The following is a 24,025-nucleotide window of genomic DNA, read 5'->3' as shown; positions in this document are numbered from 1 at the left end:
TGCTTCCTTCCGGATCTGACCAGGTTGGCGAGGCACTCGCCCGCGCCAACCTCTCCCGTTTCATATACGATTGCCCTGCGCGCATTGCAAGACTTGAACCTGCCACCGCATCGGACATAGCGTGCGCCAAAGTTTTGAGGAGTGCAGGCATGAAATTAGCAGAAACAGTGACATTTGGCGGCTCTGGTCTGGAGCGCGTCGCGCAGTTTCGTGGTGATACCCCCGAGATGGCGGCATATTTGAGCGATCCAACGTCGGAGGCGATTGTGTTCTGGCGCGGCAAGCCTCTGATTCGGCGTGGAGATTGGGACGCCCTCGCACGCATCCCGATGAGCGATGCTGTGTTCGAAGGGCGCGCATCAGATGCGATTTTTCTAGGAATTGACGAGGGGCATGCCGTCTTTGCGCATGATCTGTCGGATTGGAGCCCTGAGGGCGTTGATGAAACGGCGATGAACATGTTTCTTGACCCGACCGAACAGCAGCACCCTGATTTGCCTGAAACAGATGTCTTCGCGGAATTGCGCAGTAATATGACACGGCTGACGGCGCGTGATGCGGAACTTGCCGCTTCTGCACGCGCTGTCTTTTCTTGGCATTCGAGTCACAGGTTTTGTTCCAAATGCGGTGCTGAGAGCCAGATGAGCATGTCAGGTTGGCAACGTGATTGCGGCACATGTGGGACTAAGCATTTCCCGCGCACTGATCCTGTGGTGATCATGCTGATCACGCGAGGTAATTCGGTGCTGATGGGGCGTTCGCCTGGTTGGCCCGAGGGGATGTATTCGCTGCTGGCGGGATTTGTGGAGCCGGGCGAAACGCTGGAAGCTGCAGTACGGCGGGAAGTCTTTGAGGAGGCGGGGATCAAGGTTGGGCAGGTCGATTATCTTGCCAGCCAACCATGGCCATTTCCCAACTCGCTGATGTTTGGCTGTCATGGCGAGGCGCTGAATGATGAGATCACCATTGATCCCGTTGAGATCGACGATGCGATCTGGGTAAGCCGAGAAGAGATGATGCTGACTTTTGCGGGTGAGAACCCCAAAATGCTGCCCGCGCGCAAAGGGGCAATCGCGCATTTCATTCTTGAGCATTGGCTGAGCGATAGACTTAAATAACTTTCTTAGGTTACAGATTCCCAAAAATAGTAGAAACTCAAAGCGGTCAGGCTCATGAAGTTTTCAACAAAAGAAGATATCGAAGCGCCGATTGTGGATGTTTTCGCATGGTTTTAGGACTTTGATCAGTTTGAGCGATCTGCTTTGCGGCGCGGCGCAGAGGTGCGCAGAACTAATTCGCTGAAACGTCACGGGACAGGCATGGCCTGGCCCCCCGTATTCAATTTTCGCGGCAAAAACCGTAAGATCGAAGCGGATTTGATCGACTATGAACCCTGTGACGGCTAAGAGGTTGAGTTGCAAAGCAACGACGTGACCGCCTATGCGACGCAGGAGTTGATGCCGTTATCCAAGAGCCGTACGCGAGCGTCCTTCGCGATTGAGCTGCAACCCGAAAGCCTATCTTGCCTTACGATAGTGCAAGCTATGCGGCTTGGAAAATCACGTTTGGAAAAGCGTTTCGCAAGCGAGCGGTTGATTTCGCGCTTATGATTGAACGCCAGTATAAATCTAAGAACAGCACTTAATCTGTGGCACACGCACGTTCTGGCGCACGCGGATAGGTACCTAGGATCGTGATCTCGCTGGTGAAATAGCTGAGCTCGTCTAGCGCTCGTTTGACGTTTTCATCCTCTGGATGGCCTTCAATGTCAGCGTAAAATTGCGTCGCTGTGAAGTGCCCATCCACCATGTAGCTTTCCAGCTTGGTCATATTGACCCCATTGGTCGCAAAACCACCCATCGCCTTGTAAAGTGCCGCGGGCAGGTTGCGCACGCGAAAGATAAAGCTGGTCAACATGCCCGTATCGCCGCGCTTAGAAAGATCACAGTCGCGCGACATTACTAAAAAGCGGGTGGTGTTATGCCCGTGATCTTCGATGTTCTTGGCAAGCACGTTTAGGCCGTAAATCTGCGCTGCGAATTCGCTCGCAAGTACGCCGCTGTTCATATCACTGTTTTTGACCAGTTCTGCCGCGGCACCCGCGCTATCGACGGCAGATTCGGGGTGAATGTTGTGTTTGTTCAAAAATGCGGCCGCTTGTGGGAGCAAAACCGTGTGTGCGCGAACTTTTTTGATGTTTGAAAGCGCAGTACCCGGCATCGCCATGAGACTGATGCGTACGCGCGTGAAGGCCTCGCCTACGATGTGCAAATCGGAACTGGGCAACAAACGATGACTGTCGGCCACACGTCCATAGGTCGAGTTTTCAACTGGAAGCATCGCAAATTCAGCGTCTTTGGAGTTTACGGCGTTGATCACATCCTCGAACGTGCGGCAGGGCAGCGGTTCCATATTAGGGTAATTCTGTGCGCAAGCTTCGTGGGAATAGGCCCCAAGTTCGCCTTGAAATGCGATCTTTTTGGTCATGGGTGCGTATCCTCTTAAATTGTGTCTAAAAAACTGTCCAACTCGGGCGTTTCGCCGCGGGTTCTACACCTTGCCTTAGTCTCATGAAAGCCATAGATGTCCGCGCAACGATATCCAATAGGACAAGACACATGTTTGACACCATGACATTAACCAAAATCCTTGGCGCTGGTTGCGGTGCATTGCTGTTGTTCCTGATGGGCAGCTGGGCCGCAGAAGAACTGTATCACATGGGTGGTGGTCACGGCGAGGGCGAGCACCTAGCAGGATATGTGATTGAAGTTGAAAGCGCTGACGAAGTTGAAGAAGTCGAAGAGGTCAACATCGTTGAACTGATCGCTGCTGCAGACATCGGCAAGGGCGAGAAAGTCTTTGGCAAGTGCAAAGCTTGCCACAAGCTGGAAGACGGCGCAAACGGCACCGGTCCGCACCTATTCAACACTGTGAACCGTGACAAAGGATCCATTGAAGGGTTCGGCTACTCCACGACGCTCGCCCAAATGGAAGGCAACTGGGGTTACGAAGAGCTGAACGCGTTCCTGACCAACCCAAAAGGCTACGTTAATGGCACCAAGATGAGCTTTTCCGGCCTGAAAAAAGACTCGGATCGCGCGAACTTGATTGCCTACCTTGAGACCATCAAATAGCGTAGATTGCTACTTTGAATATCCTAAAAGCCGTCCAGCCAACCGCTTGGGCGGCTTTTTCTTTGGGGTTGCTTGATTTTGCGCCAGCGCACACTCTCTTCACAACCAGTCCATTCATTCAACGCTTGAATGTGATGGGTGCAGCGCTTTAGCTATGTTAGATAGAAAATAAGCGTAAACGCGACAGTTATTGGGAGACAACGATGGCAGGTAAATTTCCAAAAAGCGAAATCACCTTGAAGCGCCGCGATCTGATGCTTGGCATGGCCGCTGGCGGTGCTGGTGTAGCGATGGGCTTGCCGCAAGTGGCATTGGCGCAAAGCGGATCTGAAGAGATCATCAGAAGTCATGGATATTCCTTTTTCGGAGATTTGCAGTATCCACAGAATTTCACCCATTTCGATTATGTGAACCCTGACGCGCCGAAGGGTGGAGAAATTTCCCTCTCCACGCGCGGCACGTTTGACGGCATGAACCGCTATGCGAGCAAGGGCCGCCCCGGCCAGTATTCGGGTTTGATCTCGGAAGCGATGTTCAGCCGCGCGCCTTTTGATACTGCGGTTCCGGCAGATTCTATAACAGATGCGTATTGTCACCTTGCCGAAGCGGTAGAGTATCCTGCGACCAAAGAATGGTGCGTCTTTCACCTGCGTCCGGAAGCGAAATTCTCCGATGGGCGCCAGTTGACCGCACATGATGCTGCGTTCACGCACAATTTGTTCCTAGAGCAGGGCATTCGCAGCTACGCGCGTTCTGTTAAGCAACGCATTTCGGGTGTTGAAGTGATCGATGATCAAACGCTGAAATACACATTTGTTGACGGTATTTCACGCCGCTCCCTGATAAGCCAAGTTGGTGGATCACCTGTGTTTTCCAAAGACTGGTATGAAGAGACTGGCGAGCGTCTTGATGAGCCGTCTTTGCTCACGCAGCTTGGCTCTGGCCCTTATGTGGTTGAAGATTTCGAGATCAACCGTTTCATCATTTACAAGCGCAACCCGGATTATTGGGGCTGGCACTTGCCCGTGAACATCGGGCGTCATAATTTTGATCGCGTGCGTGTAGAATATTTCGGCGATCAGACCGCCGAATTTGAGGCTTTCAAGGCTGGCGAGTACACGTTCCGTCAAGAAACAAGCACTAAACAGTGGGCGACGGGATATGATTTCCCGGGCGTCGAAAAGGGTTATATCAAGCGCGAGCAGTTGCCGAACGGCAATCCGCCAACGCCCTCTGGCTTCGTGTTCAACATGCTGCGCGAACCGTTCACGGACCTGCGTGTGCGCGAAGCGTTGAGTCTTGCGTATAATTTTGAATGGGTCTCTTCGTCTTTGCAGTTTGGCCTGACGAAACAGCGCAATTCCTTTGTTGAGAATTCGGCGCTAGAGGCCAAAGGCGTGCCCGAAGGGTTGGAGCGTACATTCCTAGAAAGCCTTGGTGATCTTGTGCCAGATGAGGTGATGAACGGCGAAGCTGTGATGGCGCATACCTCCAACGGTGATACAGTTTCTGATCGGCGCAATCAGCGTAAGGCGCTGAAATTGCTGAAAGACGCGGGCTGGTTTGTTAATGATGATGGCAAGTTCGTTGATGCCGATGGAAAGTTGATTGAATTCAAAATTATGCTGTCCTCCAGTACGGGTGACACCGTTGAAGCGATCATAACGACCTACGTCCAGACCCTGAATAAATGGGGCATCAGCGCGGATATGGAGAAGATTGATTCTGCGCAATATGCGTCGCGCTATTACGACAAAGACTGGGACATGATGTACTTCCGCAACCAGCCTTTCTTGGCGGCAGGAACGGGCCTCAAGCAGGCGTATGGCTCAGAAACGGCTGTGGTGTCTTCCTATAATCCACAGTCACTGCAAAGCCCGTTGGTGGATGCGATCATTGATGGCTCGCTTGAAACCACATCGCGGGAAGAAGAAGAGGCAGCGTTGCGCGCGCTCGATCGAGTGTTGCGGTATTTGCGCATTCAAATCCATTCTGGTTATGTGGGTAAGCATTGGGTTGCGTCCTATGACATGTATGAGCACCCAGAAAATCTGCCGCCCCTTGCGCTGGGTGTGCTCGATTTTTGGTGGTATAACAAAGAGAAGCATGAAGCGCTGAAAGCTTCTGGCGCTTTGAGGTAAATCGCTTTGGGCGCTTATATTTTTCGACGGCTATTGCTGATCATACCGACGTTGTTCGGGATTATGATTGTCAATTTCACGCTAGTTCAGTTCGTTCCCGGTGGTCCTGTTGAACAGGTCCTCGCCCAAATGCAGGGTGGGGGTGACGTGTTTGAGGGCTTTTCCGGCGGGGGCAATGATGTTGCGGAAGAAACCTTCGGATCTGACAGTGACTATGTCGGTGCGCGTGGGCTGCCTAAAGAATTTATTGAAGAGTTAGAGAAAGAATTCGGTTTTGATAAGCCGCCGCTCGAGCGGTTTTTGAACATGCTCTGGAATTACATGCGGCTTGATTTCGGCGAGAGTTATTTCCGTTCTATCAGCGTTGTGGATTTGGTGCTCGAAAAGATGCCTGTTTCGATCACGCTGGGGCTGTGGTCGACGATTATTGCGTATCTGGTCTCGATTCCGTTGGGCATTCGCAAGGCGGTTCATGACGGCACGAGCTTTGACACATGGACCTCTGCGATGATCATCGTGGCCTATGCAATCCCTGGATTTTTGTTCGCCATTCTGCTGCTCGTGTTATTTGCGGGTGGTTCTTACTGGCAGATTTTCCCGCTAAGGGGACTGACCTCTGAAGGGTTTGGGAACCTTAGTCCAATTGGCAAAGTGCTCGATTATCTTTGGCACATCGCTTTGCCGGTGCTCGCTTCTACCATTTCTGCCTTTGCGACGTTGACCTTACTGACCAAGAACAGCTTTCTCGATGAGATCAAAAAGCACTATGTGATGACCGCGCGCGCGAAAGGGCTGAGCGAAAGCCGCGTGCTCTATGGGCATGTGTTTCGCAATGCTATGCTGATTGTGATCGCGGGTTTTCCGGCTGTTTTTATCTCTGTGTTCTTTAGTGGATCACTGATTATCGAGACGATTTTCTCGCTCGATGGCTTGGGTCGACTTGGCTTTGAGGCGGCGGTTGCGCGGGATTATCCAGTGATTTTTGGCACGCTGTTTATCTTCGGCCTCATCGGTTTGATTGTTAGTATCTTGAGCGATTTGATGTATGTGCTTGTCGATCCTCGCATCGACTTTGAAAAGCGGGAGGGCTGATCGCATGGCTCTGTCCCCGCTCAATCAACGCCGATGGCGTAACTTCAAAAACAACCGGCGCGCGCTGTGGTCATTGATCATCTTCTCGGTGTTATTTGGGCTAAGCCTGTTTGCGGAATTCATCGCCAACGACAAACCCATCGCGGTCAGCTATCGCGGCGAGTTGAGCATGCCCGTGTTCAATTTTTACCCCGAAACAGCCTTTGGTGGAGATTTCGAAACCGAAGCGGTTTACCGCGATATTGAAGTGCAATGTTTGATCAAATCAGGCGGTTTGGAAAAGTGCTGGGACGATCCCGAGTGGGTGGTAGACGCCATTGAGGCAGGCACGTTAGAGGGCGTAGATTTCTCCAAAGGGTGGATGCTTTGGCCCATGATTCCGTATGCTTACGACACAACAGTTGATCGTCCTGGTGCTGCGCCGCTCGCACCCAACGGCGAAAATTTACTGGGTACGGATGACACGAAGCGTGACGTGCTTGCGCGTGTGATCTACGGGTTCCGATTGTCGATCTTGTTCACATTGATTGTCACTTCACTGGCCAGCGTGATCGGCATTGCGGCGGGTGCGTTGCAGGGCTACTTCGGGGGTTGGGTTGACTTGATTTTCCAACGCGTCATCGAGATTTGGAGCGCGGTCCCCTCGCTTTACATTATCATTATCATGTTTGCGATTTTGGGACGTAGTTTTTGGCTTCTCGTATTCCTTATGGTTCTTTTCGGATGGATGGCATTGGTTGGAGTAGTACGCGCTGAGTTTTTGCGTGCTCGAAACCTAGAATATGTACGCGCGGCGAAAGCCTTGGGCGTCAGCAACACAGTGATCATGTTCCGCCATATGTTGCCAAACGCGATGGTCGCAACCGTCACCATGTTGCCCTTTATCGTAACCGGCACGATTAGCGCGTTAGCAGGCCTCGATTTTCTTGGGTTCGGATTACCTTCCTCGTCGCCTTCACTGGGGGAGATGACATTGCAGGCCAAGCAGAATTTGCAAGCGCCCTGGCTCGCCTTCACCGCGTTTACTGTGTTTGCCGTAATGCTGTCGCTTCTCGTCTTCATCTTTGAGGGCGTGCGCGATGCGTTTGATCCAAGAAAGACCTTCTCATGAGCGCCCTTTTGACGGTCAAAGACCTCACAGTTGCCTTTCGCCAAGATGGTCAACTAAGCGAGGCCGTGCGTGGCGTCAGCTTCACTGTGGATCGTGGTGAAACCGTTGCGTTGGTTGGTGAAAGCGGGTCGGGAAAATCCGTCACAGCGCTGAGTTCTGTGTCGTTGTTGGGCTCAAGCGCGGTGACAGGCGGGTCGATCACCTATGAGGGCCAAGAGATGGTAGGCGCTGACGAAGCCCTGTTGCGCAAAGTGCGCGGCAACGACATTAGTTTTATTTTTCAGGAGCCGATGACCTCTCTTAACCCATTGCATACATTGGAAAAACAACTTGGTGAGTCGCTGGCTTTGCACCAAGGCGTGGTTGGAGACGCGGCGCGTGGCCGGATCTTATCGCTACTGGATGAGGTCGGAATTCGCAATCCTGAGAGCCGTTTGAATTCTTATCCGCATCAATTGTCTGGTGGGCAAAGACAGCGCGTTATGATCGCGATGGCTTTGGCGAATGATCCCGATCTATTAATTGCGGATGAGCCGACGACAGCGCTTGACGTGACGATCCAAGCGCAGATCCTAGAGCTTCTGGCAGGCCTGAAAAAGCACAAAAACATGGGTTTGCTGTTCATCACTCACGATCTTGGAATTGTACGCAGCATTGCTGATAAAGTTTGCGTTATGAAGGCGGGTGAGATCGTCGAGGCGGGTCCAACGGATGAGGTATTTAACAATCCTAAACACGAATACACCAAGATTTTACTGAATGCGCATTCGGTAGGTACCCCTAATCCTGTCCCGGCTGGCGCTAAGGAAATTGCCAACACTAAAAATTTAAAAATCTGGTTTCCTATTCAACAAGGTCTGTTGAAGAAGGCTGTTGGCCACGTCAAAGCCGTGAACGATGCGACACTGTCTGTGCGCGCGGGTGAAACCCTTGGTATTGTTGGGGAAAGTGGATCTGGTAAGACGACGTTGGCGCTTGCGATGATGCGTTTGATTGCCTCTGAGGGTAGTTTGAATTTTGCGGGCGAAGACACACGCGCATGGTCTACTCGTCAGTTGAGAGCTGCGCGCAAGGACATGCAGATCGTCTTTCAGGATCCTTTTGGATCTTTGTCACCGCGCATGACCGCAGAGCAGATCATCGCCGAAGGGCTTGGCGTGCACGGAACAGATGGCGCAAAAACGCCCCGTGATATGGTGGCGGACATCATGAGCGAAGTGGGGCTAGATCCAAAGACTATGGACCGCTATCCACATGAGTTCTCCGGTGGCCAACGTCAAAGGATCGCGATTGCACGTGCGATGATACTGCGACCCAAATTGGTAGTTTTGGACGAACCGACCAGTGCGTTGGACATGACGGTGCAGGTGCAGATCGTGGAATTGCTGCGCGGTTTGCAGCAAAAATACGGACTGGCCTATCTGTTCATCAGCCATGATTTGAACGTTGTGCGGGCGATGTCGCATAAGGTTTTGGTAATGAAACAAGGCGATGTCGTCGAGATAGGCGAGAGTGAAGCGCTGTTTAATGCGCCGCAACATGAATATACGCAGGCGCTTCTAAGTGCGGCGCTGGATCATCGCGCGAGCACGTAGAAACGCCCAAAGCTGGATGCCGTGGGTGGTCAATTAGCGGCGTTTTGTTAACTTTTGACAGCAATAGGCTGGCCCGACACGGCAGGTACCTTGGCTGCAATTCTTGGCAATTTGCGGCGCCAGAGAGACAATCGGATCAATCATTGTGCGGCTAATTTGCGGGGGTTTTCGGAGTACAATAATGCGGTTCGCACCAGTGTGCAAGCATGTCCCAACGCGGTTTGGGATAGCGGTCTTGGTAGGAGGCGCGGATAAAGCTGTCTGCGAGTATGTTCAACATTTTCTTCTCCCTCATTCATTTCATGCTCTGAATATTTGTTGAAACGAGGAAAAATGCGAGTCATGAAGAATTTCAATATGTAAGCTGAGGTTTCATATTAATTGGCTAGATATCCCGTCCTTATCTGTGCTTCGCGCGTTTCATGCCTATGCGGAAAGTGTGGGTCGATGCCGCGCGCGGGCGCTACCCTCAGCGTGTCTCATGCGGCGATTAGCTAGCAGACCAGAAATCTCGAGAGCTTTCTCAACGTGCCTCTATTGGATCGCACCGCGAGGCAACCGCTGTTGACGGAGGAAGGCCTTGCGCTTGCCAAAGTGTTAAGCTCCAGTTTTGAAGTGATCAGCGCACAAAAGATGCAGAGCGCCCTTTGGTTGTTTCCACTACGCCGAGTTTCGTGGCGAACTGGTTGGTGCCAAGACTTGCGGAGTTTCACGCGAAACATCCCGAGTTGAATGTGGTGATTGATCTAAACTCGGACATGAGCGCGTTGGGACCGACTGGCGCGGACCTTGCAATCCGGTTTGGACAAGGGGAATGGGATGGGCTGGACGTGCAGCTGTTCGTTCAAACACTGCGCTTTGCGGTCGCATCGCCAGCGTTCATTTGTGACGATTGCCCAACATCCCCGGCAGGTCTTGCGCGGTTCCGGATCTTGCAGGAAGTCGGAACCTCTGAAAGTTTGCTGTGGCTGGCCAAGCAAGGTGTGTGCGATGCGGGGCAGAGCGGGGTGACGGTTTTGCTGGGCAATTTGACCCTGAACGCTGAGCGTATGGGGCAGGGGATTGCCGTAACCGCAGGTGTTTGGGTGAGAACTGATATCAAAAACGGGCGCTTGGTCAAATTGTTTGAAGATGAGGAAGACTTTGGCTACTATTGTGACGCGCGCTGGCGTGCACCGCGCGTCGCCAAAGACGTTTCTAAAGTGGTTTAGATTGCAGCTCTAAGAGCTGGGCCCGATCATAGAGCACTGCACATTGCGTGCGGCAAGTCTGCGACAGGCCAGATCAGCACGTTCACGAGAAAGGCCAATGAAATTAGCATCATAGCCAGTTTTGCGTTCCGTCACAGAGCGACGAGCACCGTCAAGTGCGTTCATCTCGGCGAGGGCGGTTTTCAGCAAAACGCGCTCTGCTTTGTAACGGTTGGGATAGAGGCCGATGTTGATGCCCCAATGCTGCCCACCTGACGTCGAAACGCGCGTGACGACTTGCTGCTTGGGTTTCACACTCGGCTCTGGTTTGGGTTGCGTGAGAGAAGCGAGAAGCAATGCTTTTGGTCGTGCTGTGGGCTTTGGCGAACTTAAAACAGCCGCTGTCGAGGCGCGCGTGACTTGCCCGTTTGAGGCGCTGTTGACTTGGGCTTCCCCCAAGGCCTGACGCACATCATCCTTCAAAGACACAAGGACCGACGCAGTTTCTGGACGCAAGGACCGTGCTTTGGGTCGCAGGCTTTTCTTAACAGCGCGCACAACGCGGATGGTTTTCGCAGTCGCGCGCGAACCGCCATAGGCGGGTTTCGCGGGCTTTCGCAACGCCACGCGAGAGGGCGCACGCTTGAAACCCATGTCGAGCAATTCAGCCACCCGCGCATTGCGTGTCGCGGTGGATCTGCCGCCGAAAACAGTCGCGATAATCCGTTCCTGACCGCGCTCTGCGGAGGCTACAAGATTGAAACCAGCGGCGCGCGTGTACCCAGTCTTAATTCCGTCTGCGCCCTTGTAATTGCTTAGCAAGCGCCGGTTGGTGTTAGGAACAGTTTTCACGCCCGCATCTGTCGATTTGCGCGAAAATAAATTGTAGTAGTCAGGGTAGTCATAAAGCAGATGGCGCCCCAGCTTGGACATGTCGCGCGCTGTTGAGAGGTGGCCCTTTTCTGTCAGACCATGAGCATTTTTGAAGGTGGTCTTGGACATGCCAAGAGATTTTGCAGTGCGGGTCATACGCCGCGCGAAGGCTGCTTCAGAACCCTCAAGGATTTCGCCAATGGCCGTCGCTGCATCGTTTGCAGATTTCACTGCCGCTGCGCGAATGAGGTAGCGAAATTTGATCTTTTGGCCGGAACGCAGTCCAAGTTTAGAGGGTTGCTCCGCCGCAGCATTGGCAGAAATTTTCACTGTAGTGTCGAGAGTAATCTCTCCATTTTCAATGGCTTGGAAGGCGACATAGAGCGTCATCATCTTGGTTAGCGATGCTGGATGCAAGCGCGTATCAGCGTTGCGCGCATGCAGAACCTCGCCAGAGCGCGCGTCCATAACATAAGCCGCATAAGGGGCCGCAGATACGCTTAGCGGAAGCGCAACCACCAACCAAAGAAGTGAGATGACCAATAGCCCTAAACGGGCCGGCGATGTGTGCCGTACCTTCACGATTTCTGCCTTTTTCTGCCTCAACGCCGCCGATTTTTTGGCTGGCCTGTTTTTTAGATTCCTGCATAACACATAAGTTTCGATTAATAAAGTATTCAAAACAATGGAATTTATCGATTTTCTTCTTCTTGAAATAGCAACATATAGCGGTTGAACGCCAAGCAACCCCAAGACAAGCGATTGTGTCAAGAAAGTGTTCTTGCGCTGCTTTTTCCCTCGCTCTTCGCTTTTCGCTTAGAAGAATTTGAACGATTCAGCTCTTTGCTTATGTGCTCCGCTCTTTTCTATTCGGGTATTGGGGTTATATAGAGATGGAATATCCGAGAATCCGAGAACAGCCGCACCGATGACGTTTCAGCCCATTAAAGCTTCTGGCAATTTTAACGATGACACTGATGAAAGTGTCATCGTAGAGATGCGTCCGAAGACGCGTAAACCTCCGCTATACAAGATACTGTTATTGAACGATGATTACACTCCGATGGAGTTTGTCGTCCTCATTCTAGAACGCTTCTTTGGCCTCAATCACGCGCAATCTTTTGAGATTATGCTGACTGTCCATAAAAAGGGTGTCGCGGTTGTAGGTGTGTTCAGCCATGAAATTGCGGAGACCAAGGTTGGCCAAGTGATGGATTTCGCACGGCGTCACCAACATCCTTTGCAATGCACGATGGAAAAAGAATAGCATTGTTATGAAGCATGCGCGTCTGGATCTTGCGCGTCGCGCTGAGCTTTTGCCGGCGATTGACGGTACGATTGCAGTGTTTGGGCCTATTTCACTTGAGCGCTTGAGTGGGCTCAACAAGGGCGATCTGCGTTGTGTCAGTGACATGTTTACTGTGAACAAAGCGCTTAAATCGGCGGATATTTCGGTCACACGCGCGATAGATGAAACATGTGCACATGCCTTGGTTTTGCTCCCGCGCTCCAAATCAGAGATCTGGCAATTGATCAGTGCTGCGATCGCGGCCGCACCGGAGGGTTGGATCATCGTGGATGGTCAGAAAACTGACGGCATAGAAAGCGTTGCAAAACAGATTACCCGCTTAGTGTCGGGGGTTGAGAGTTATTCTAAAGGTCACGGAAAGACGCTTTGGTTCAAAAGTGGTAACGCACAAGATTTTCTGCAACCCGTTGTCACAGAAGAGAAAAATAAGGGCGGATATTTGACATCGCCAGGTGTGTTTTCCGCAGATGATATCGATACCGCTTCCGAAATGTTGATGAAACATATCCCGACGGGCCTGTCCGGGGATGTCGCCGATCTCGGTGCAGGGTGGGGCTATCTTTCTGATCGGGCTCTGTCTGAACATCCGTCAATTGAGACCTTACATTTAGTTGAGGACAATGCCGCAGCTTTGGAATGCGCGCGCGCAAACGTTGAAGATCCGCGCGCTGAATTTCATTGGGCGGATGCTTTGAATTGGCGTCCAAGCAAGCTTTTGGATGCGATAATCATGAACCCGCCGTTTCACACCTCCCGCATCGCAGAGCCACAGATTGGTATCAGCTTTGTCCGTGCCGCGGCACGCTTATTGCGCCCTGGGGGCAAGCTGTTTTTGGTGGCCAACGCGCATTTGCCATATGAACCAACGATAGAGCAAAGTTTTGACAAATATGATTTGCTCGCGCGAACAAATCGTTTCAAAGTCGTCTGCGCGACGCGCGGGCGCGCTAAGCTTGGATAATACCGAAAAATTAACCATTTGCGCGGAGAGTGACGATGTCTTTTTCAATTGATGGAAAAACCGCAATTGTGACGGGTGCTGCCAACGGGATTGGTCTTGCAATCGCGCGTCATTTTGCTGACCAAGGTGCAAATGTCATGTTTGCGGATATGGATGACAGCCGCCTGGTTAGTGAATTAGGCGATCAAAGTGAAGACGGCAATATCCGCTATTTTTCTGGTGATCTGCGCGAAAAACTGACTGTCGCAAACTTGCTATCTGCGACGATTGACGCGTTTGATTCAGTGGATGTTCTGGTGAATGGGTCACGTCAGATCTTACAAACTGATCCACTTGATGCTGATGATGATTCGATGAACGTGCTGCTACAGCAAAATTTAATGACCAGTTTTCGCCTGTCCCAATTGGTTGCACGACGGATGATAAAACAATTCGAGGGTCGCGAAGAGGGATCGGCCGGATCAATCATTAACCTTTCTTGCATCGCCGCACGCCGCGCACGTCCAGAACTCTTGGCTTATTCGGTTTCAACTGCAGCGCTCGACCAATTAACACGGTCGATGGCGGTGGGACTGGCCGACTCCCGAATTCGGGTGAACGCCGTCGCTTTCGGATCTGTGATGAGCGCCAGTTTAAAAGAGACCCTGCGCGACTCCCAAGAATATCGCGAGACAATCGAAGACAACACACCGCTTGGTCGAATTGCTGCGCCCCATGAATTGGCGGAAGCGGTGCAATATTTGGCTTCGGATGGCTCAGGATTTATGACTGGCCAAATCTTAACGCTTGATGGTGGTCGTACATTGCTTGACCCGGTGCACGCTCCGGCACATTAATAGAAAAACGAGTGAGTTACCGAGGAGAGCACGACATGACATCTGAAATGCAAGCTGAAAAAGCGCAGGCAGCTCAGTGGTTTAAGACTTTGCGCGACGACATCGTCTCGGCTTTTCAATCCTTGGAAGACAGCCATTCAGTCGGCCTTATGAATGATAAACCAGCGGGCGCGTTTGAGGTGACTAAAACCACACGGCACTCAGATGATGGGACAGACGCAGGCGGCGGCGAAATGAGCGTGATGCGCGGTGGTCGGGTTTTTGAGAAGGTGGGCGTTAATATATCCACGGTTTTCGGAACTCTTGCCCCACGCGCGCAGGCGGCGATGGCCGCACGAAAAGGGATAGCGGGGATGGCGGAAGACCCAAGGTTTTGGGCGTCCGGGATTTCCCTTGTTGCTCACATGCAGAACCCGCACTGCCCTGCTGTCCATATGAACACGCGCATGTTTTGGACGCCACATGCATGGTGGTTCGGAGGTGGATCAGATCTTAACCCTTGTCTTGAGTATGAAGAAGATACGGCGCATTTTCATAACACTCAAAAGGTTTTTCTCGATCCACACGGGATTGAGCATTATCCCGCATTGAAAGCTTGGGCTGATGAATATTTCTTCATCCCCCATCGCGGTCGAGCGCGTGGTGTAGGTGGGATTTTCATGGATGATCGTTGCACGGGTAATTGGGACGCCGACTTTAAACTGACGCAAGATATTGGCCGTGCATTTTTGCCCGCCTACCAACCTTTGATCGAGAAACGGCGCGTTGATGATTGGAGTGAGGCTGATAAGGACGCGCAATTGGTGCATCGTGGACTCTATGCAGAGTACAATCTTGTTTACGATCGCGGTACGAAATTCGGACTTGAGACTGGTCATGATGCCAATGCAGTGTTGATGAGCCTGCCACCTTTGGCCAAGTGGGTTTAAGCATTCCGCTGAATTTTGCGTTGCACTAGTAATAGCTTTGAACGAGCTCGCTTGCGATCAGGATCCAGCCATCTGCGACAACAAAAAATACCAGTTTGAAGGGTAGTGATACGATCGCGGGCGGCACCAGCATCATGCCCATCGACATCAAAATGGCGGCAACGATTAATTCGATGATTAAGAATAATAAGAACAACAAAAAGCTAACCTGAAATGCATGTGCGATCTCGGAGAGCATTAAGCTTGGAACCAATCTTGCCATTGGTGACACGATCCTAGTGCCCACTGGCGCGCGTATCCCAGTGGATGGCGTGTTAATCAGCACTTCGGCTTTGATTGAAGGCGCCTTTCTACCTGGTGAATCCGCTGCGGTAGAGATACTTGAGGACGCGCTTTTTCTGGCGGGTGAAATCAATGTGGCTTCCCCGTTGCCCATGTGCGCTAGTGCAGTTGGCGACAATACCATCCTGCGCCGCATGGCAAGAATGGTTGAAACCGCAGAGAACAGCCTCAACAGTTACACGGCGTTGGCTGACAAAGAGGCGCAGATCTATGCCCCTACCGTGCATTTATTGGCGCTCCTGGCCTTCGTAGGCTGGGTCGCGGCAGATGGCGGCATTCGCCACGCTTTGAACGTCGCAATTGTGGTGCTGATCATCACATGCGCTTGCGCGCTTGGTCTTGCGGTGCCCGCGGTTTCGACGGCGGCAATCAGTCGATTGTTCAGCATGGGCTACCTCGTGAAACACGCAACCGCGTTAGAGTGTTTGGCCGACGTCAGCTGCGTTGTCTTTGACAAGACAGGCACGTTGAGTCAGCCCTCGGTGACTTTGCCAGAGGGTATCACACCTAAAGAAAAAGCCGTTGCTAAGGCGTTAGCGCAGGCTTCTAACCATCCGCTGTCGCACGCTTTGGTTGACGCATTAAGTGGTGTGCGTGCGATACCGATCTGCGAGATTACTGAAGTTGTGGGACGTAGTGTCATCAGCAAGTGGAAAGGCATGACTGTGCGCCTTGGCCGTGGGGCTTGGCTCGGTACTGACATTGATGACCTGGGTCTTCAGTTCGGCGATGCGCAGCCTCTCCAGACCCAAGCGAGCAAAACCCCGCGAACAGGAGTGTGTTCTGTGGTGCGAGGCCTCGCGCAGCCTTTTGAGATTGTTACGAGAGACGCGATTGCGCCTGCGACGCGCTTTGCCAATTACCTAGGCTTGCCCTCAACTGCAAATGTGCGCCCAGTAGAAAAGCTACGTTAACTTGAGCAGCTACGCGAAAAGTCAGAACGCGTTTTGATGGTTGGGGATGGTTTGAATGATACTGCCACACTTGCGGCGGCGCATGCTTCTATTGCGCCGGCTTCTGCTCTTGATGCGTCACGTTCTGCGTCCTATATTGTGATCTTGAAAGATAGCTTTGAAGAGCTGCCTTTGCTGATGAGAATCGCAGGCCTTGCGCGCAGCCTGTCCCAGCAAAACTTTGCAACCGCCACGATCTATAATGGAATTTTAATTCGGATTGCGCTTGCGGGGTATGCGACGCCACTGGCCGCGGCTTTGGCAATGTTGATCTCTTCCATCACAGTTTTTTTGAATTCCCAACGCATTAGGTTGGTCCAATGAACGGTCTTGTTATTATCATTCCTGTCTCGCTTATCCTTGGTGGTGTTGGCCTTGCCGCCTTCATATGGACGGTGCGCAGCAATGAATATGACGATGAACAGGGCAATGCCGCGCGCATTTTATTGGACGACTGAAATTAGCAGGTTGAAAAGTTTGCGCGAAAACTTCGCTCAACAGTTGTCAACTTCACTATACACCCATAAAGATATCGCATGGCTATTACTCTTCCTTCTCCGACTTCACCGCTGAAAATCGGCACGCGTGGTTCTCCTTTGGCATTGGCACAAGCCTATGAAACTCGTCGTCGTTTGTCGATCGCATTCGATCTTCCTGAAGAGGCGTTCGTGATCAAAGTGATCAAAACGACGGGGGACAAGATCCTTGATCGTCCTTTGAAAGAGATTGGTGGCAAGGGCCTTTTCACCCGCGAGATTGAAGATGATATGCTCAGCGGCGCGATTGATATTGCGGTGCACTCGATGAAAGATATGCCTGTTTTACAGCCTGAGGGACTGGTGCTTGATACCTATTTGCCGCGTGAAGATGTGCGCGATGCTTTCGTCTCTGCTGGTCATGAACGTTTGGCTGCTCTGCCTTCTGGTGCGGTTGTCGGAACCTCGTCTTTGCGTCGTCGCGCGCAACTGTTGAACTATCGCCCTGATCTGAATGTGGTGGAATTTCGCGGCAATGTGCAGACCCGTTTGAAAAAGCTAGAAGACAAGGTTGCGGATTGCACATTCCTTGCAATGGCGGGACTGCGCCGCTTGGGCATGGCCCATGTTGTGAAAAGCGCAATTGAAACCGACGAAATGCTGCCCGCCGTTGCGCAAGGCGCAATCGGGATTGAGCGTCGTATCAACGACACAAACGCGGCCGATATGTTGGCTGCGATCCACGACACCCAAACGGGGCAGCGACTTGCGGTAGAGCGCGCGTTCCTCGCGGCGTTGGACGGATCTTGTGAGACGCCAATTGCGGGTCTTGCAGAACTCGACGGCAGCAATATGCGTTTCCGTGGTCAAGTTCTTCGTCCTGATGGATCTGAAAGCATCGGTGATGATGTCAGTGGCACCATTGAAGATGGCGTTGCCATGGGCGAAGCAATGGCTGCAAAATTGCTGACTGAAGCGGGCGAAGGCTTTTTTGAGTGGCGCAGCTAAGCCGATCTACTTGGGCAAAACCTTACCCGGGTTCATGATGTTATTCGGATCGAGTGCTGCTTTGATCGCTTTCATCGCGGCAATCGACACAGGATCTTTGCGCCGCGCCATGGAGCGCAATTTACTCACGCCAATCCCGTGCTCCGCAGAAAAACTTCCACCAAGCTTGAGGGTTTCATCCTCCACTGCTTCAGTGATCGCGTCGTGTACTTCGGGATCCTGACTTTTGCCCCACACGGAATAATGGACGTTGCCATCGCCCAAGTGGGACACGATCATTGCTTTTGCACCCGCATCGAGTGTCGGCAAACGTTTCTCCATCGCCTCGCAAAATGCTGAGACCTTTTCTAGGGGCACTGCAATGTCGTGGTTGATCAAGGGTCTATGGACCAGGACCACTTCTGCTGCCGCTTCGCGTCTTTCCCACATTGCGCGTCTTTGCGCCTCGTTTTGCGCGACTGTTGCATCGAGAATTGCACCATCCTCAAACAAGTTGGCAAGGATCTCTTCAAGTTCTGCAACCAAGGGGATTTGGCCAGATGCGTCGGGGTTGGACTTGGCGGCAATGGTCGTTCCAACCTCGACCATTATGTTCACGTCATAGGGGGTGTCAAACGGTTCACGCGCACTTTCCGTGATTTCTAGGTGACGTTCAACATAGGCGCGCGGCATATATTCAAACGCTTCGACACAGCCACCTGTGGCATCTTGCAATTGATTAAGCAGTTGCAGTCCTTCGCCAATAGCCGGGACCGCAACCATGGCGGTTGCGTAGGCTTTGGGCTTTGGCGACAGTTTCAAAACAGCTTTCGTGATGATTCCAAGCGTGCCTTCCGCCCCAATAACCAAGTGTTTGAGGTTATAGCCCGAATTGTCTTTTCGCAGCTCTGACATCAGATCAGCGATTTCGCCATTGGGCAACACCACCTCGACGCCAAGCACAAGATCACGCGTGTTGCCGTAGCGTACAACGTTGGAGCCACCTGCATTCGTCGCCATACAGCCACCGATCAGACAGCTTCCACGCGCGCCAAAGGTCAGCGGAAAGACCAGATCTTCTGCATCTGCAGCACTATGAATATCGGCCAGAATGACGCCTGCATCGACGATCGCTATCCGTGCGTCTTTGCGGATGTCGTGAATGCGGTTCATGCGCTCCATCGAGATCATGATGTGACCCTGACCCGATGCGCCGCCTGCTAGGCCCGTGTTGCCGCTGACTGGAACGATTGGTGTTTTGGTCGCGTTGCCAAGCTTGACCACCTCGGCCACTTCTTGGGTGGTAGCTGGACGCACAACGGCGATGGGATCAGATTTGTATTGGCCCATCCAATCCTGCCCCCAGCGCGCGATATCGTCCCCCGTAAGAACGTGATTTTTTCCAACAATGGCGCTGAGTTGCTCGATCATGTTGTGTGCTCTCCTTGGGTCAATACGGTTCTATTGTGCGTTCAGTTTTGAGTTACGGCGTCAGTGCTGTCAACGCCGCACGTAGAGCTGTTTCATCCCTTAAAGCCAATCGCACAGGAAGCGTAATGACCTGTTGGCGAAAGGTGGGCGGCAAACGCACAGCGTCTTTTTCAGTGGTAACAAGTTGCGCGTCGTTCAGCAGCGCATCATGTTCCAAGCGTTTCATCAGTGCAGGTGTCAGCGTTTGATGATCGCTCAAGGCTTCCGCTTTGATGATCTTAGCGCCTAGCCCTTTCAGGGTTGCGAAGAACTTCTCGGGATGACCGATCCCCGCAAATGCGATGCAGGGCATGCCCTCAAACTCTATTCCGGTTTGAAGCGGCTCAAGATGCCCGCGAAGTCTTGGCATATCTAGTGGGTTTGCGAGATCAAAGCTTGCTTGCGCGCGCTTCGACCCGATGGAGAGCAGGAGATCAGCGCGTTTCAATCCCGCTGAGACAGGTTCACGCAAGGGCCCTGCGGGCAAGCACCGCGCGTTTCCAAAGCCCTTTTCAGCATCGACCACAACAATTGATAGCGCCTTTTTCACTGACGGATTCTGGAACCCATCATCCATCAAGACATGGCTGGCGCCCGCGTCATATGCGGCTTTAATGCCTGCGCTGCGATCTTTTGCGACCCAAGTTGGCGCGAAGGCAGAGAGCAATAAAGGCTCGTCACCGACGTCACTTGCATCGTTACTGGTCTGCACCAAGTGTGGCCCAACATGTTTGCCGCCGTATCCCCGCGAGACGATGTGCGGAATTGCTCCCATCGATAAAAGCATCTGAGCCAGCGCAATCGTTGTGGGTGTTTTGCCCGTGCCGCCTGCATTCAAATTGCCGATGCAAATGACTGGAATTGGGGCGATGCAGCTTGGGGAAGTGTTGACGCGGCGTGCGGTTAACCACGCATAAAGCGTTCCCAGTGGTGCCAAGACCTTGGCGCGCCAATCAGGGCTGTCTGATGGTGTGAACCAAAAATCAGGTGCTTTCATTACATGCTTTCCAGAGTGTCGAGATGCATTTGAATGTCCTCAATCACAGCGTCCGTTGCCTCGGCACCATCGGAAATTGTGACCCATGCGGCGTGCGCCATCAGCGCAGATTGATCTGCGGCTAGTAGGTTTTCGACAGCTTGCGTCAAACCTTGCACATCTTTGATGATACGTGCGGCTCCGCTCGCAGCAAGGCGTGAATAGCTGTCGGTGTGTCGCCCAATGTTTGGCCCGTAAATGATCGCGGAACCGAGGCTTGCCGGGATATATGGATCGCACCCTTTGTAGTTTGATTTTAAAGAACTGCCTAAGAAAGTGAGCGGTGCGACTCGATACCAAAGCCCCATTTCCTCGGGCTCTTCCACAAGGATCACTTGTGTGCTTTCGTCGATTGGATCGCCGTCTTCCCAATGACACACGCGCCAGCCTTGTGATTTTAGCACTGAGCGGGCTTCGATACTAACTGGGAAAGACGCCGCGACAAGAACAAGGGCAAGACGGTGGTTAACCTTTACCAACGCGCGATGTGCTTTCAGGACGTCCTTGAGCTCATCTTCTTGGATATGCGCAGCAAGCCAAACTGGCCGACCATTCAGGTCTATCGACACGTCGTCAAAAACGCTTTCATTGACGGTTGGTGGCATCACCGCGACCTGTAGGACCCCTTGAATTTCGACCTTTTGTCGCGCACCATCCATTTTACGCAACGCGCGATATGCGGCTTTGTCACTGGCACCGAGAGTATCAAAAGCCGCAAGAGTTTCTCGCGAAAGCGACGGCAGCCATCGCCAAATGGCTTGGTCCAACAAGTCTTCTTGTGCCGACACAAGTTTCATACTCAAGCTGTTTGCCTTGGCTTGAGCGATCAAAGCAGGGCGTAGTTCGCCGCCAAACCAAAGGCAAAGCGAAGGGGTCCAGTGCTCCAGAAAGCGTTTCGCGGTTTCGCTCGTGTCTACAGGCAAGGCAAAGCAATAAGTGCCTTTGCCGTTCACGAAACGTGGCGCTTTGTCGATGTAGGTGGTTAATAAGGTGCAAGGGCCACGAATTTGGCGCAGCCGTTCCACGAGATGTATCAGCGCTCGCGCAGATGTGTCGTCATGAACAACACCCCAGATCAAAGGGCCCTCTGGCCTTTCGGGGTAGGGATCTGTTTGGGGCAGGGTTGTGGTTCGCACCAGCGCTTTGTAGGCCGTCAGGCTGAGCGAACTCATCAAAATTCTACCTTAATTCTTCTGTCGCGGAGGATTCTGTGCACTCATTACGCAAGCGGTGCAGATGCGCGATGTAGTAGCGCATATGGGCGCTATCTACCGTGCGCTGGGCTTCCCCTTTCCACGCGTTGTAAGCGGCATCGTAGCCTGGAAAAATCCCGACAATGTGCAAGTCGTCCACATCTTTAAAGACGTTTTTCGTCGGATCGACGAGTTCGCCACCAAACACCAGATGAAGTCGTTTTTCCATGGCCCAGTCCATATTCTATTGGGCTTAGGGTATCTATAGTTGTGCTGGCGTCAAGTCTCGGCCAACTCGGAGAGAATTGCGCTGTGCATCGCCTTGCCAGAAGCGACAACTCCGTTTAGGCGCGGATCTGTCCCATTGAAAGCAAGCGGGGCACCTGTTTTATCGGTTATCCTTCCACCTGCTTCCGACACGATCAAAGCGCCAGCCGCGATGTCCCATTCCCAACTGGGACGTAGCGTCAGCATCCCATCGAACCGACCTTGCGCGACAAGCGACAACCGATAGGCAAGCGAGGGACGATGATGGCGGGTAAATGCAGGGGGTGTATCCGCTTTCCAGTGCTTTGCATCAAGGCTTGGTTTCGTCGCGAGGATCTGCGATCCGCTGAAATCAGCTTGAGTGGACGTTGCAAGCGTTGTGCCATTCATCTGCGCGCCGCTTCCAAGTTCAGCCGTAAATATCATATCGCGCATCGGAAGGAGTACGACGGCAGCGGTAACTTTACCGCGCCGCGCGATGGCGAGCGAATGCGCCCAAGTATTTGATCCAACAATGAAACTGCGTGTGCCATCAATGGGATCAATAATAAATACATGTTCGCTGCTTTGGCGCTCTGTGGAATCCGCGGATTCTTCGCTTAGCCATCCATAGTCAGGGCGCGCTTTGCGCAAATCTCTTTCAAGCTGTTCGTTCACAGCCAGATCAGCTTCGGTTACAGGACCAGCGTCATCCGCTTTGTCCCACCTCTTAAGATCTTTTTGAAAGAAGCTTTTCGCAATCTCGCCAGAGGCTTTCGCCGCATCGATCAACAGCGTTAGATCAGTTCCCCGCAAGGGTCATCCCCTCAACCAACAACGATGGCACAACGCGAGACAAATGCGTGCGAGCATCATTGGCCGGCGTCATGCGCAGCAACATATCGCGTAGATTGCCCGCGATTGTGCATTCGTTAACGGGGTGGCTAATCTCTCCGTTCTCAATCCAAAAACCGGCTGCGCCGCGTGAATAATCACCCGTTGTCGCGTTGATGGTGGAGCCGATCATCGACGTCACAAGCAACCCAGTGCCCATGTCGCGCAAGAGCGCATCTCGGCTTTGCGCGCCTTGGGTCAGTTCAATATTCCAGTTGCTCGGCGTGGGCGGCGCAGACGTGCCGCGGGCCGCATTCGCGGTTGAGGCCATTCCAAGTTTTCGCGCATTGGCCTGATCTAGCGTCCAGCCTGTAAGCATACCATTCTCAACGATAGCCCGTTTTTGGGTTGCGAGACCTTCCGCATCAAACAAGCGTGATCCGGGGATACGCGTGCGGTGCGGATCTTCGATGACGCTTAGGTGCTCTGGCAATACCTGCGTATCAAGCGCGTCACGCAACCATGATGATCCACGCGCAATCGAGGCACCATTGATGGCAGCCAAAAAATGCCCGATCAAGGTTGAAGAAATGCGCTCATCAAAGAGAACCGGAAAGCTGCCTGTTGGCGGTTTTGTTGCACCAATGCGGGCGAGAGCACGTTCAGCAGCATTTGTGCCTATCTCAGTGGCAGCGCGCAAATCAGCCTGAAAAATGCGACTGTCGCCGTCATAATCACGCTCCATTTCAGCACCTGTTCCTGCAATCGCGACGCAAGAGGTGGCGCGATCTGTACGCTGATAACCACCCGTAAATCCGTTCGTGGCACTGATGTGGATTTCACGGGAGCTGTACCCGCCGCTCGCTGATTGAACTTGACTGATGCCGGTATGCTCAAGCGCTGCGGTCTCTGCGCGCTTCGCATCGTTCTGCAAATCCGCTGGATCAGGCTCTGGTGTGGGGTCGAACAATTCCAACCCGTCTGCATCACGTACGTCTGATAATGACGCTGGATCAGCCAAGCCTGCATATGGATCTTCCGGAGCTTCTTTTGCCATCGCGATGGCGCGCTCACACATCGCATCTATGGTGCTTTGCGATGTGTCAGACGAGGACACGCAGGCTTGTCTTTGACCAACAAACACGCGCAATCCAATGTCGACCCCTTCGGATCGTTCCGCCTGTTCCAAAACGCCATTGCGTACGTCAATTGACAGCGCGGTCCCTTTAACGGCCACGGCGTCTGCGTCGTTTGCGCCCGCTTTTTTTGCGCTAAGCAAAAGGGCGTGTGTGAGTTCTTCTAAATTTTGGGACATCG

Annotated in this window: 25 protein-coding genes and 1 pseudogene; 16 read left to right on the top strand and 10 right to left on the bottom strand. The window is 52.6% G+C overall.

Features of this window, described 5'->3' with window-relative positions; all coding sequences use genetic code 11:
• The first annotated feature begins 149 nt into the window (after positions 1–149).
• Complete coding sequence (gene nudC / locus QZ280_RS10535) at positions 150–1,118, top strand: NAD(+) diphosphatase (protein ID WP_293443725.1); 969 nt, start codon at positions 150–152, stop codon at positions 1,116–1,118.
• Positions 1,119–1,415: 297 nt separating this feature from the next.
• Positions 1,416–1,610: a hypothetical protein gene (locus tag QZ280_RS10530; RefSeq protein ID WP_293443722.1), complete on the top strand. Its 195-nt coding sequence runs from the start codon at positions 1,416–1,418 to the stop codon at positions 1,608–1,610.
• Between the two features lie 31 nt (positions 1,611–1,641).
• Here QZ280_RS10530 and QZ280_RS10525 read toward each other — a convergent pair whose 3' ends face one another.
• A complete protein-coding gene (locus tag QZ280_RS10525; RefSeq protein ID WP_293443719.1) occupies positions 1,642–2,487 on the bottom strand; it encodes a prephenate dehydratase in 846 nt (281 codons plus the stop codon).
• A 131-nt stretch (positions 2,488–2,618) separates the two neighbouring features.
• Here QZ280_RS10525 and QZ280_RS10520 point away from each other — a divergent pair, with 131 nt between their 5' ends.
• The 5 genes from QZ280_RS10520 to QZ280_RS10500 all read left to right on the top strand — a co-directional run bounded on the left by QZ280_RS10520 (position 2,619) and on the right by QZ280_RS10500 (position 9,073).
• Entirely contained in the window at positions 2,619–3,134 is a 516-nt protein-coding gene (locus QZ280_RS10520; RefSeq protein WP_293443716.1) for a cytochrome c family protein, read from the top strand.
• A 203-nt stretch (positions 3,135–3,337) separates the two neighbouring features.
• Positions 3,338–5,275, top strand: a complete 1,938-nt coding sequence (locus QZ280_RS10515) for an extracellular solute-binding protein (RefSeq protein ID WP_293443714.1) — start codon at positions 3,338–3,340, stop codon at positions 5,273–5,275.
• Positions 5,276–5,281: 6 nt separating this feature from the next.
• The gene (locus tag QZ280_RS10510) at positions 5,282–6,367 is read left to right on the top strand and encodes a microcin C ABC transporter permease YejB (protein ID WP_293443711.1); all 1,086 of its coding nucleotides are present in this window, start codon (positions 5,282–5,284) and stop codon (positions 6,365–6,367) included.
• Positions 6,368–6,371: 4 nt separating this feature from the next.
• Positions 6,372–7,478, top strand: coding sequence for an ABC transporter permease (locus tag QZ280_RS10505; RefSeq protein ID WP_293443708.1), 1,107 nt, complete (start codon positions 6,372–6,374; stop codon positions 7,476–7,478).
• Positions 7,475–9,073 carry an ABC transporter ATP-binding protein gene (locus QZ280_RS10500; RefSeq protein ID WP_293443705.1) on the top strand — a complete coding sequence of 533 codons (1,599 nt, stop codon included), beginning with the start codon at positions 7,475–7,477 and terminating at the stop codon, positions 9,071–9,073. The genes QZ280_RS10505 and QZ280_RS10500 overlap by 4 nt, the downstream gene beginning before the upstream one ends.
• A 151-nt stretch (positions 9,074–9,224) precedes the next feature.
• Here QZ280_RS10500 and QZ280_RS10495 read toward each other — a convergent pair whose 3' ends face one another.
• A complete protein-coding gene (locus QZ280_RS10495; RefSeq protein ID WP_293443702.1) occupies positions 9,225–9,353 on the bottom strand; it encodes a hypothetical protein in 129 nt (42 codons plus the stop codon).
• 367 nt (positions 9,354–9,720) lie between these two features.
• On the opposite strand from QZ280_RS10495, the gene QZ280_RS10490 reads away from it, so the two are divergent.
• Positions 9,721–10,284: a LysR substrate-binding domain-containing protein gene (locus QZ280_RS10490; protein WP_293443700.1), complete on the top strand. Its 564-nt coding sequence runs from the start codon at positions 9,721–9,723 to the stop codon at positions 10,282–10,284.
• Positions 10,285–10,293: 9 nt separating this feature from the next.
• On the opposite strand, the gene QZ280_RS10485 is transcribed toward QZ280_RS10490, so the two are convergent.
• Positions 10,294–11,718, bottom strand: a complete 1,425-nt coding sequence (locus QZ280_RS10485; protein WP_293443697.1) for a D-alanyl-D-alanine carboxypeptidase family protein — start codon at positions 11,716–11,718, stop codon at positions 10,294–10,296.
• A gap of 346 nt (positions 11,719–12,064) precedes the next feature.
• Here QZ280_RS10485 and clpS point away from each other — a divergent pair, with 346 nt between their 5' ends.
• From clpS to hemF, 4 genes are read left to right on the top strand one after another with little or no spacing between them, the layout of a single operon-like run.
• On the top strand, positions 12,065–12,403 hold the full coding sequence (clpS, locus tag QZ280_RS10480; RefSeq protein ID WP_293443694.1) for an ATP-dependent Clp protease adapter ClpS: 339 nt from the start codon (positions 12,065–12,067) through the stop codon (positions 12,401–12,403).
• Between the two features lie 7 nt (positions 12,404–12,410).
• Positions 12,411–13,406: a class I SAM-dependent methyltransferase gene (locus tag QZ280_RS10475; protein WP_293443691.1), complete on the top strand. Its 996-nt coding sequence runs from the start codon at positions 12,411–12,413 to the stop codon at positions 13,404–13,406.
• A gap of 35 nt (positions 13,407–13,441) precedes the next feature.
• A complete protein-coding gene (locus tag QZ280_RS10470) occupies positions 13,442–14,242 on the top strand; it encodes an SDR family oxidoreductase (RefSeq protein ID WP_293443688.1) in 801 nt (266 codons plus the stop codon).
• Between the two features lie 35 nt (positions 14,243–14,277).
• Complete coding sequence (hemF, locus tag QZ280_RS10465) at positions 14,278–15,171, top strand: oxygen-dependent coproporphyrinogen oxidase (protein ID WP_293443685.1); 894 nt, start codon at positions 14,278–14,280, stop codon at positions 15,169–15,171.
• A 25-nt stretch (positions 15,172–15,196) separates the two neighbouring features.
• Here the strand turns inward: hemF and QZ280_RS10460 are convergent.
• Positions 15,197–15,439, bottom strand: a pseudogene (locus QZ280_RS10460) (flagellar biosynthetic protein FliP); the annotation flags it as partial.
• A gap of 10 nt (positions 15,440–15,449) precedes the next feature.
• Between QZ280_RS10460 and QZ280_RS10455 the strand changes: the two are divergent.
• From QZ280_RS10455 to hemC, 4 genes are all read left to right on the top strand, one after another.
• Positions 15,450–16,427: an HAD-IC family P-type ATPase gene (locus tag QZ280_RS10455; protein WP_293443682.1), complete on the top strand. Its 978-nt coding sequence runs from the start codon at positions 15,450–15,452 to the stop codon at positions 16,425–16,427.
• Between the two features lie 51 nt (positions 16,428–16,478).
• Entirely contained in the window at positions 16,479–16,790 is a 312-nt protein-coding gene (locus QZ280_RS10450; RefSeq protein ID WP_293443680.1) for a hypothetical protein, read from the top strand.
• Entirely contained in the window at positions 16,787–16,924 is a 138-nt protein-coding gene (gene ccoS / locus QZ280_RS10445) for a cbb3-type cytochrome oxidase assembly protein CcoS (RefSeq protein ID WP_293443677.1), read from the top strand. Before QZ280_RS10450 ends, ccoS begins: the two co-directional genes overlap by 4 nt.
• Positions 16,925–17,002: 78 nt before the next feature.
• Entirely contained in the window at positions 17,003–17,950 is a 948-nt protein-coding gene (gene hemC, locus QZ280_RS10440; protein ID WP_293443674.1) for a hydroxymethylbilane synthase, read from the top strand.
• Between the two features lie 6 nt (positions 17,951–17,956).
• Here the strand turns inward: hemC and QZ280_RS10435 are convergent, their stop codons facing one another.
• Genes QZ280_RS10435 through QZ280_RS10410 form a run of 6 tightly spaced genes read right to left on the bottom strand, consistent with a single transcriptional unit; the run spans position 17,957 to position 24,023 of the window.
• Entirely contained in the window at positions 17,957–19,360 is a 1,404-nt protein-coding gene (locus QZ280_RS10435) for an FAD-binding oxidoreductase (protein WP_293443671.1), read from the bottom strand.
• Between the two features lie 52 nt (positions 19,361–19,412).
• Positions 19,413–20,396 (bottom strand): tetraacyldisaccharide 4'-kinase, encoded by a 984-nt coding sequence (gene lpxK / locus QZ280_RS10430; protein ID WP_293443668.1) that lies wholly within the window; start codon positions 20,394–20,396, stop codon positions 19,413–19,415.
• Complete coding sequence (locus QZ280_RS10425) at positions 20,396–21,607, bottom strand: glycosyltransferase N-terminal domain-containing protein (RefSeq protein ID WP_293443665.1); 1,212 nt, start codon at positions 21,605–21,607, stop codon at positions 20,396–20,398. Before QZ280_RS10425 ends, lpxK begins: the two co-directional genes overlap by 1 nt.
• Positions 21,608–21,614: 7 nt before the next feature.
• Positions 21,615–21,857 (bottom strand): DUF4170 domain-containing protein, encoded by a 243-nt coding sequence (locus QZ280_RS10420; protein WP_293443662.1) that lies wholly within the window; start codon positions 21,855–21,857, stop codon positions 21,615–21,617.
• Positions 21,858–21,907: 50 nt separating this feature from the next.
• The gene (locus QZ280_RS10415; protein WP_293443659.1) at positions 21,908–22,690 is read right to left on the bottom strand and encodes a 3'(2'),5'-bisphosphate nucleotidase CysQ; all 783 of its coding nucleotides are present in this window, start codon (positions 22,688–22,690) and stop codon (positions 21,908–21,910) included.
• Positions 22,677–24,023, bottom strand: coding sequence for a TldD/PmbA family protein (locus tag QZ280_RS10410; RefSeq protein ID WP_293443656.1), 1,347 nt, complete (start codon positions 24,021–24,023; stop codon positions 22,677–22,679). The genes QZ280_RS10415 and QZ280_RS10410 overlap by 14 nt, the downstream gene beginning before the upstream one ends.
• Positions 24,024–24,025: the final 2 nt, after the last annotated feature.

The sequence above is a fragment of the Planktotalea sp. genome (assembly GCF_018607995.1).
Classification (GTDB): domain Bacteria; phylum Pseudomonadota; class Alphaproteobacteria; order Rhodobacterales; family Rhodobacteraceae; genus Planktotalea.
This window is presented reverse-complemented; position numbering and strand designations above follow the sequence as displayed.

Bases quoted from the DNA above. Each gene is read 5' to 3' on its own strand.
- nudC (WP_293443725.1), top strand. From the start codon at position 150: ATGAAATTAGCAGAAACAGTGACATTTGGCGGCTCTGGTCTGGAGCGC.
- QZ280_RS10525 (WP_293443719.1), bottom strand. From the start codon at position 2,487: ATGACCAAAAAGATCGCATTTCAAGGCGAACTTGGGGCCTATTCCCAC.
- QZ280_RS10520 (WP_293443716.1), top strand. From the start codon at position 2,619: ATGTTTGACACCATGACATTAACCAAAATCCTTGGCGCTGGTTGCGGT.
- QZ280_RS10515 (WP_293443714.1), top strand. From the start codon at position 3,338: ATGGCAGGTAAATTTCCAAAAAGCGAAATCACCTTGAAGCGCCGCGAT.
- QZ280_RS10505 (WP_293443708.1), top strand. From the start codon at position 6,372: ATGGCTCTGTCCCCGCTCAATCAACGCCGATGGCGTAACTTCAAAAAC.
- QZ280_RS10500 (WP_293443705.1), top strand. From the start codon at position 7,475: ATGAGCGCCCTTTTGACGGTCAAAGACCTCACAGTTGCCTTTCGCCAA.
- QZ280_RS10495 (WP_293443702.1), bottom strand. From the start codon at position 9,353: ATGTTGAACATACTCGCAGACAGCTTTATCCGCGCCTCCTACCAAGAC.
- clpS (WP_293443694.1), top strand. From the start codon at position 12,065: ATGACGTTTCAGCCCATTAAAGCTTCTGGCAATTTTAACGATGACACT.
- QZ280_RS10475 (WP_293443691.1), top strand. From the start codon at position 12,411: ATGAAGCATGCGCGTCTGGATCTTGCGCGTCGCGCTGAGCTTTTGCCG.
- QZ280_RS10470 (WP_293443688.1), top strand. From the start codon at position 13,442: ATGTCTTTTTCAATTGATGGAAAAACCGCAATTGTGACGGGTGCTGCC.
- hemF (WP_293443685.1), top strand. From the start codon at position 14,278: ATGACATCTGAAATGCAAGCTGAAAAAGCGCAGGCAGCTCAGTGGTTT.
- ccoS (WP_293443677.1), top strand. From the start codon at position 16,787: ATGAACGGTCTTGTTATTATCATTCCTGTCTCGCTTATCCTTGGTGGT.
- hemC (WP_293443674.1), top strand. From the start codon at position 17,003: ATGGCTATTACTCTTCCTTCTCCGACTTCACCGCTGAAAATCGGCACG.
- QZ280_RS10435 (WP_293443671.1), bottom strand. From the start codon at position 19,360: ATGATCGAGCAACTCAGCGCCATTGTTGGAAAAAATCACGTTCTTACG.
- lpxK (WP_293443668.1), bottom strand. From the start codon at position 20,396: ATGAAAGCACCTGATTTTTGGTTCACACCATCAGACAGCCCTGATTGG.
- QZ280_RS10425 (WP_293443665.1), bottom strand. From the start codon at position 21,607: ATGAGTTCGCTCAGCCTGACGGCCTACAAAGCGCTGGTGCGAACCACA.
- QZ280_RS10420 (WP_293443662.1), bottom strand. From the start codon at position 21,857: ATGGAAAAACGACTTCATCTGGTGTTTGGTGGCGAACTCGTCGATCCG.
- QZ280_RS10410 (WP_293443656.1), bottom strand. From the start codon at position 24,023: ATGTCCCAAAATTTAGAAGAACTCACACACGCCCTTTTGCTTAGCGCA.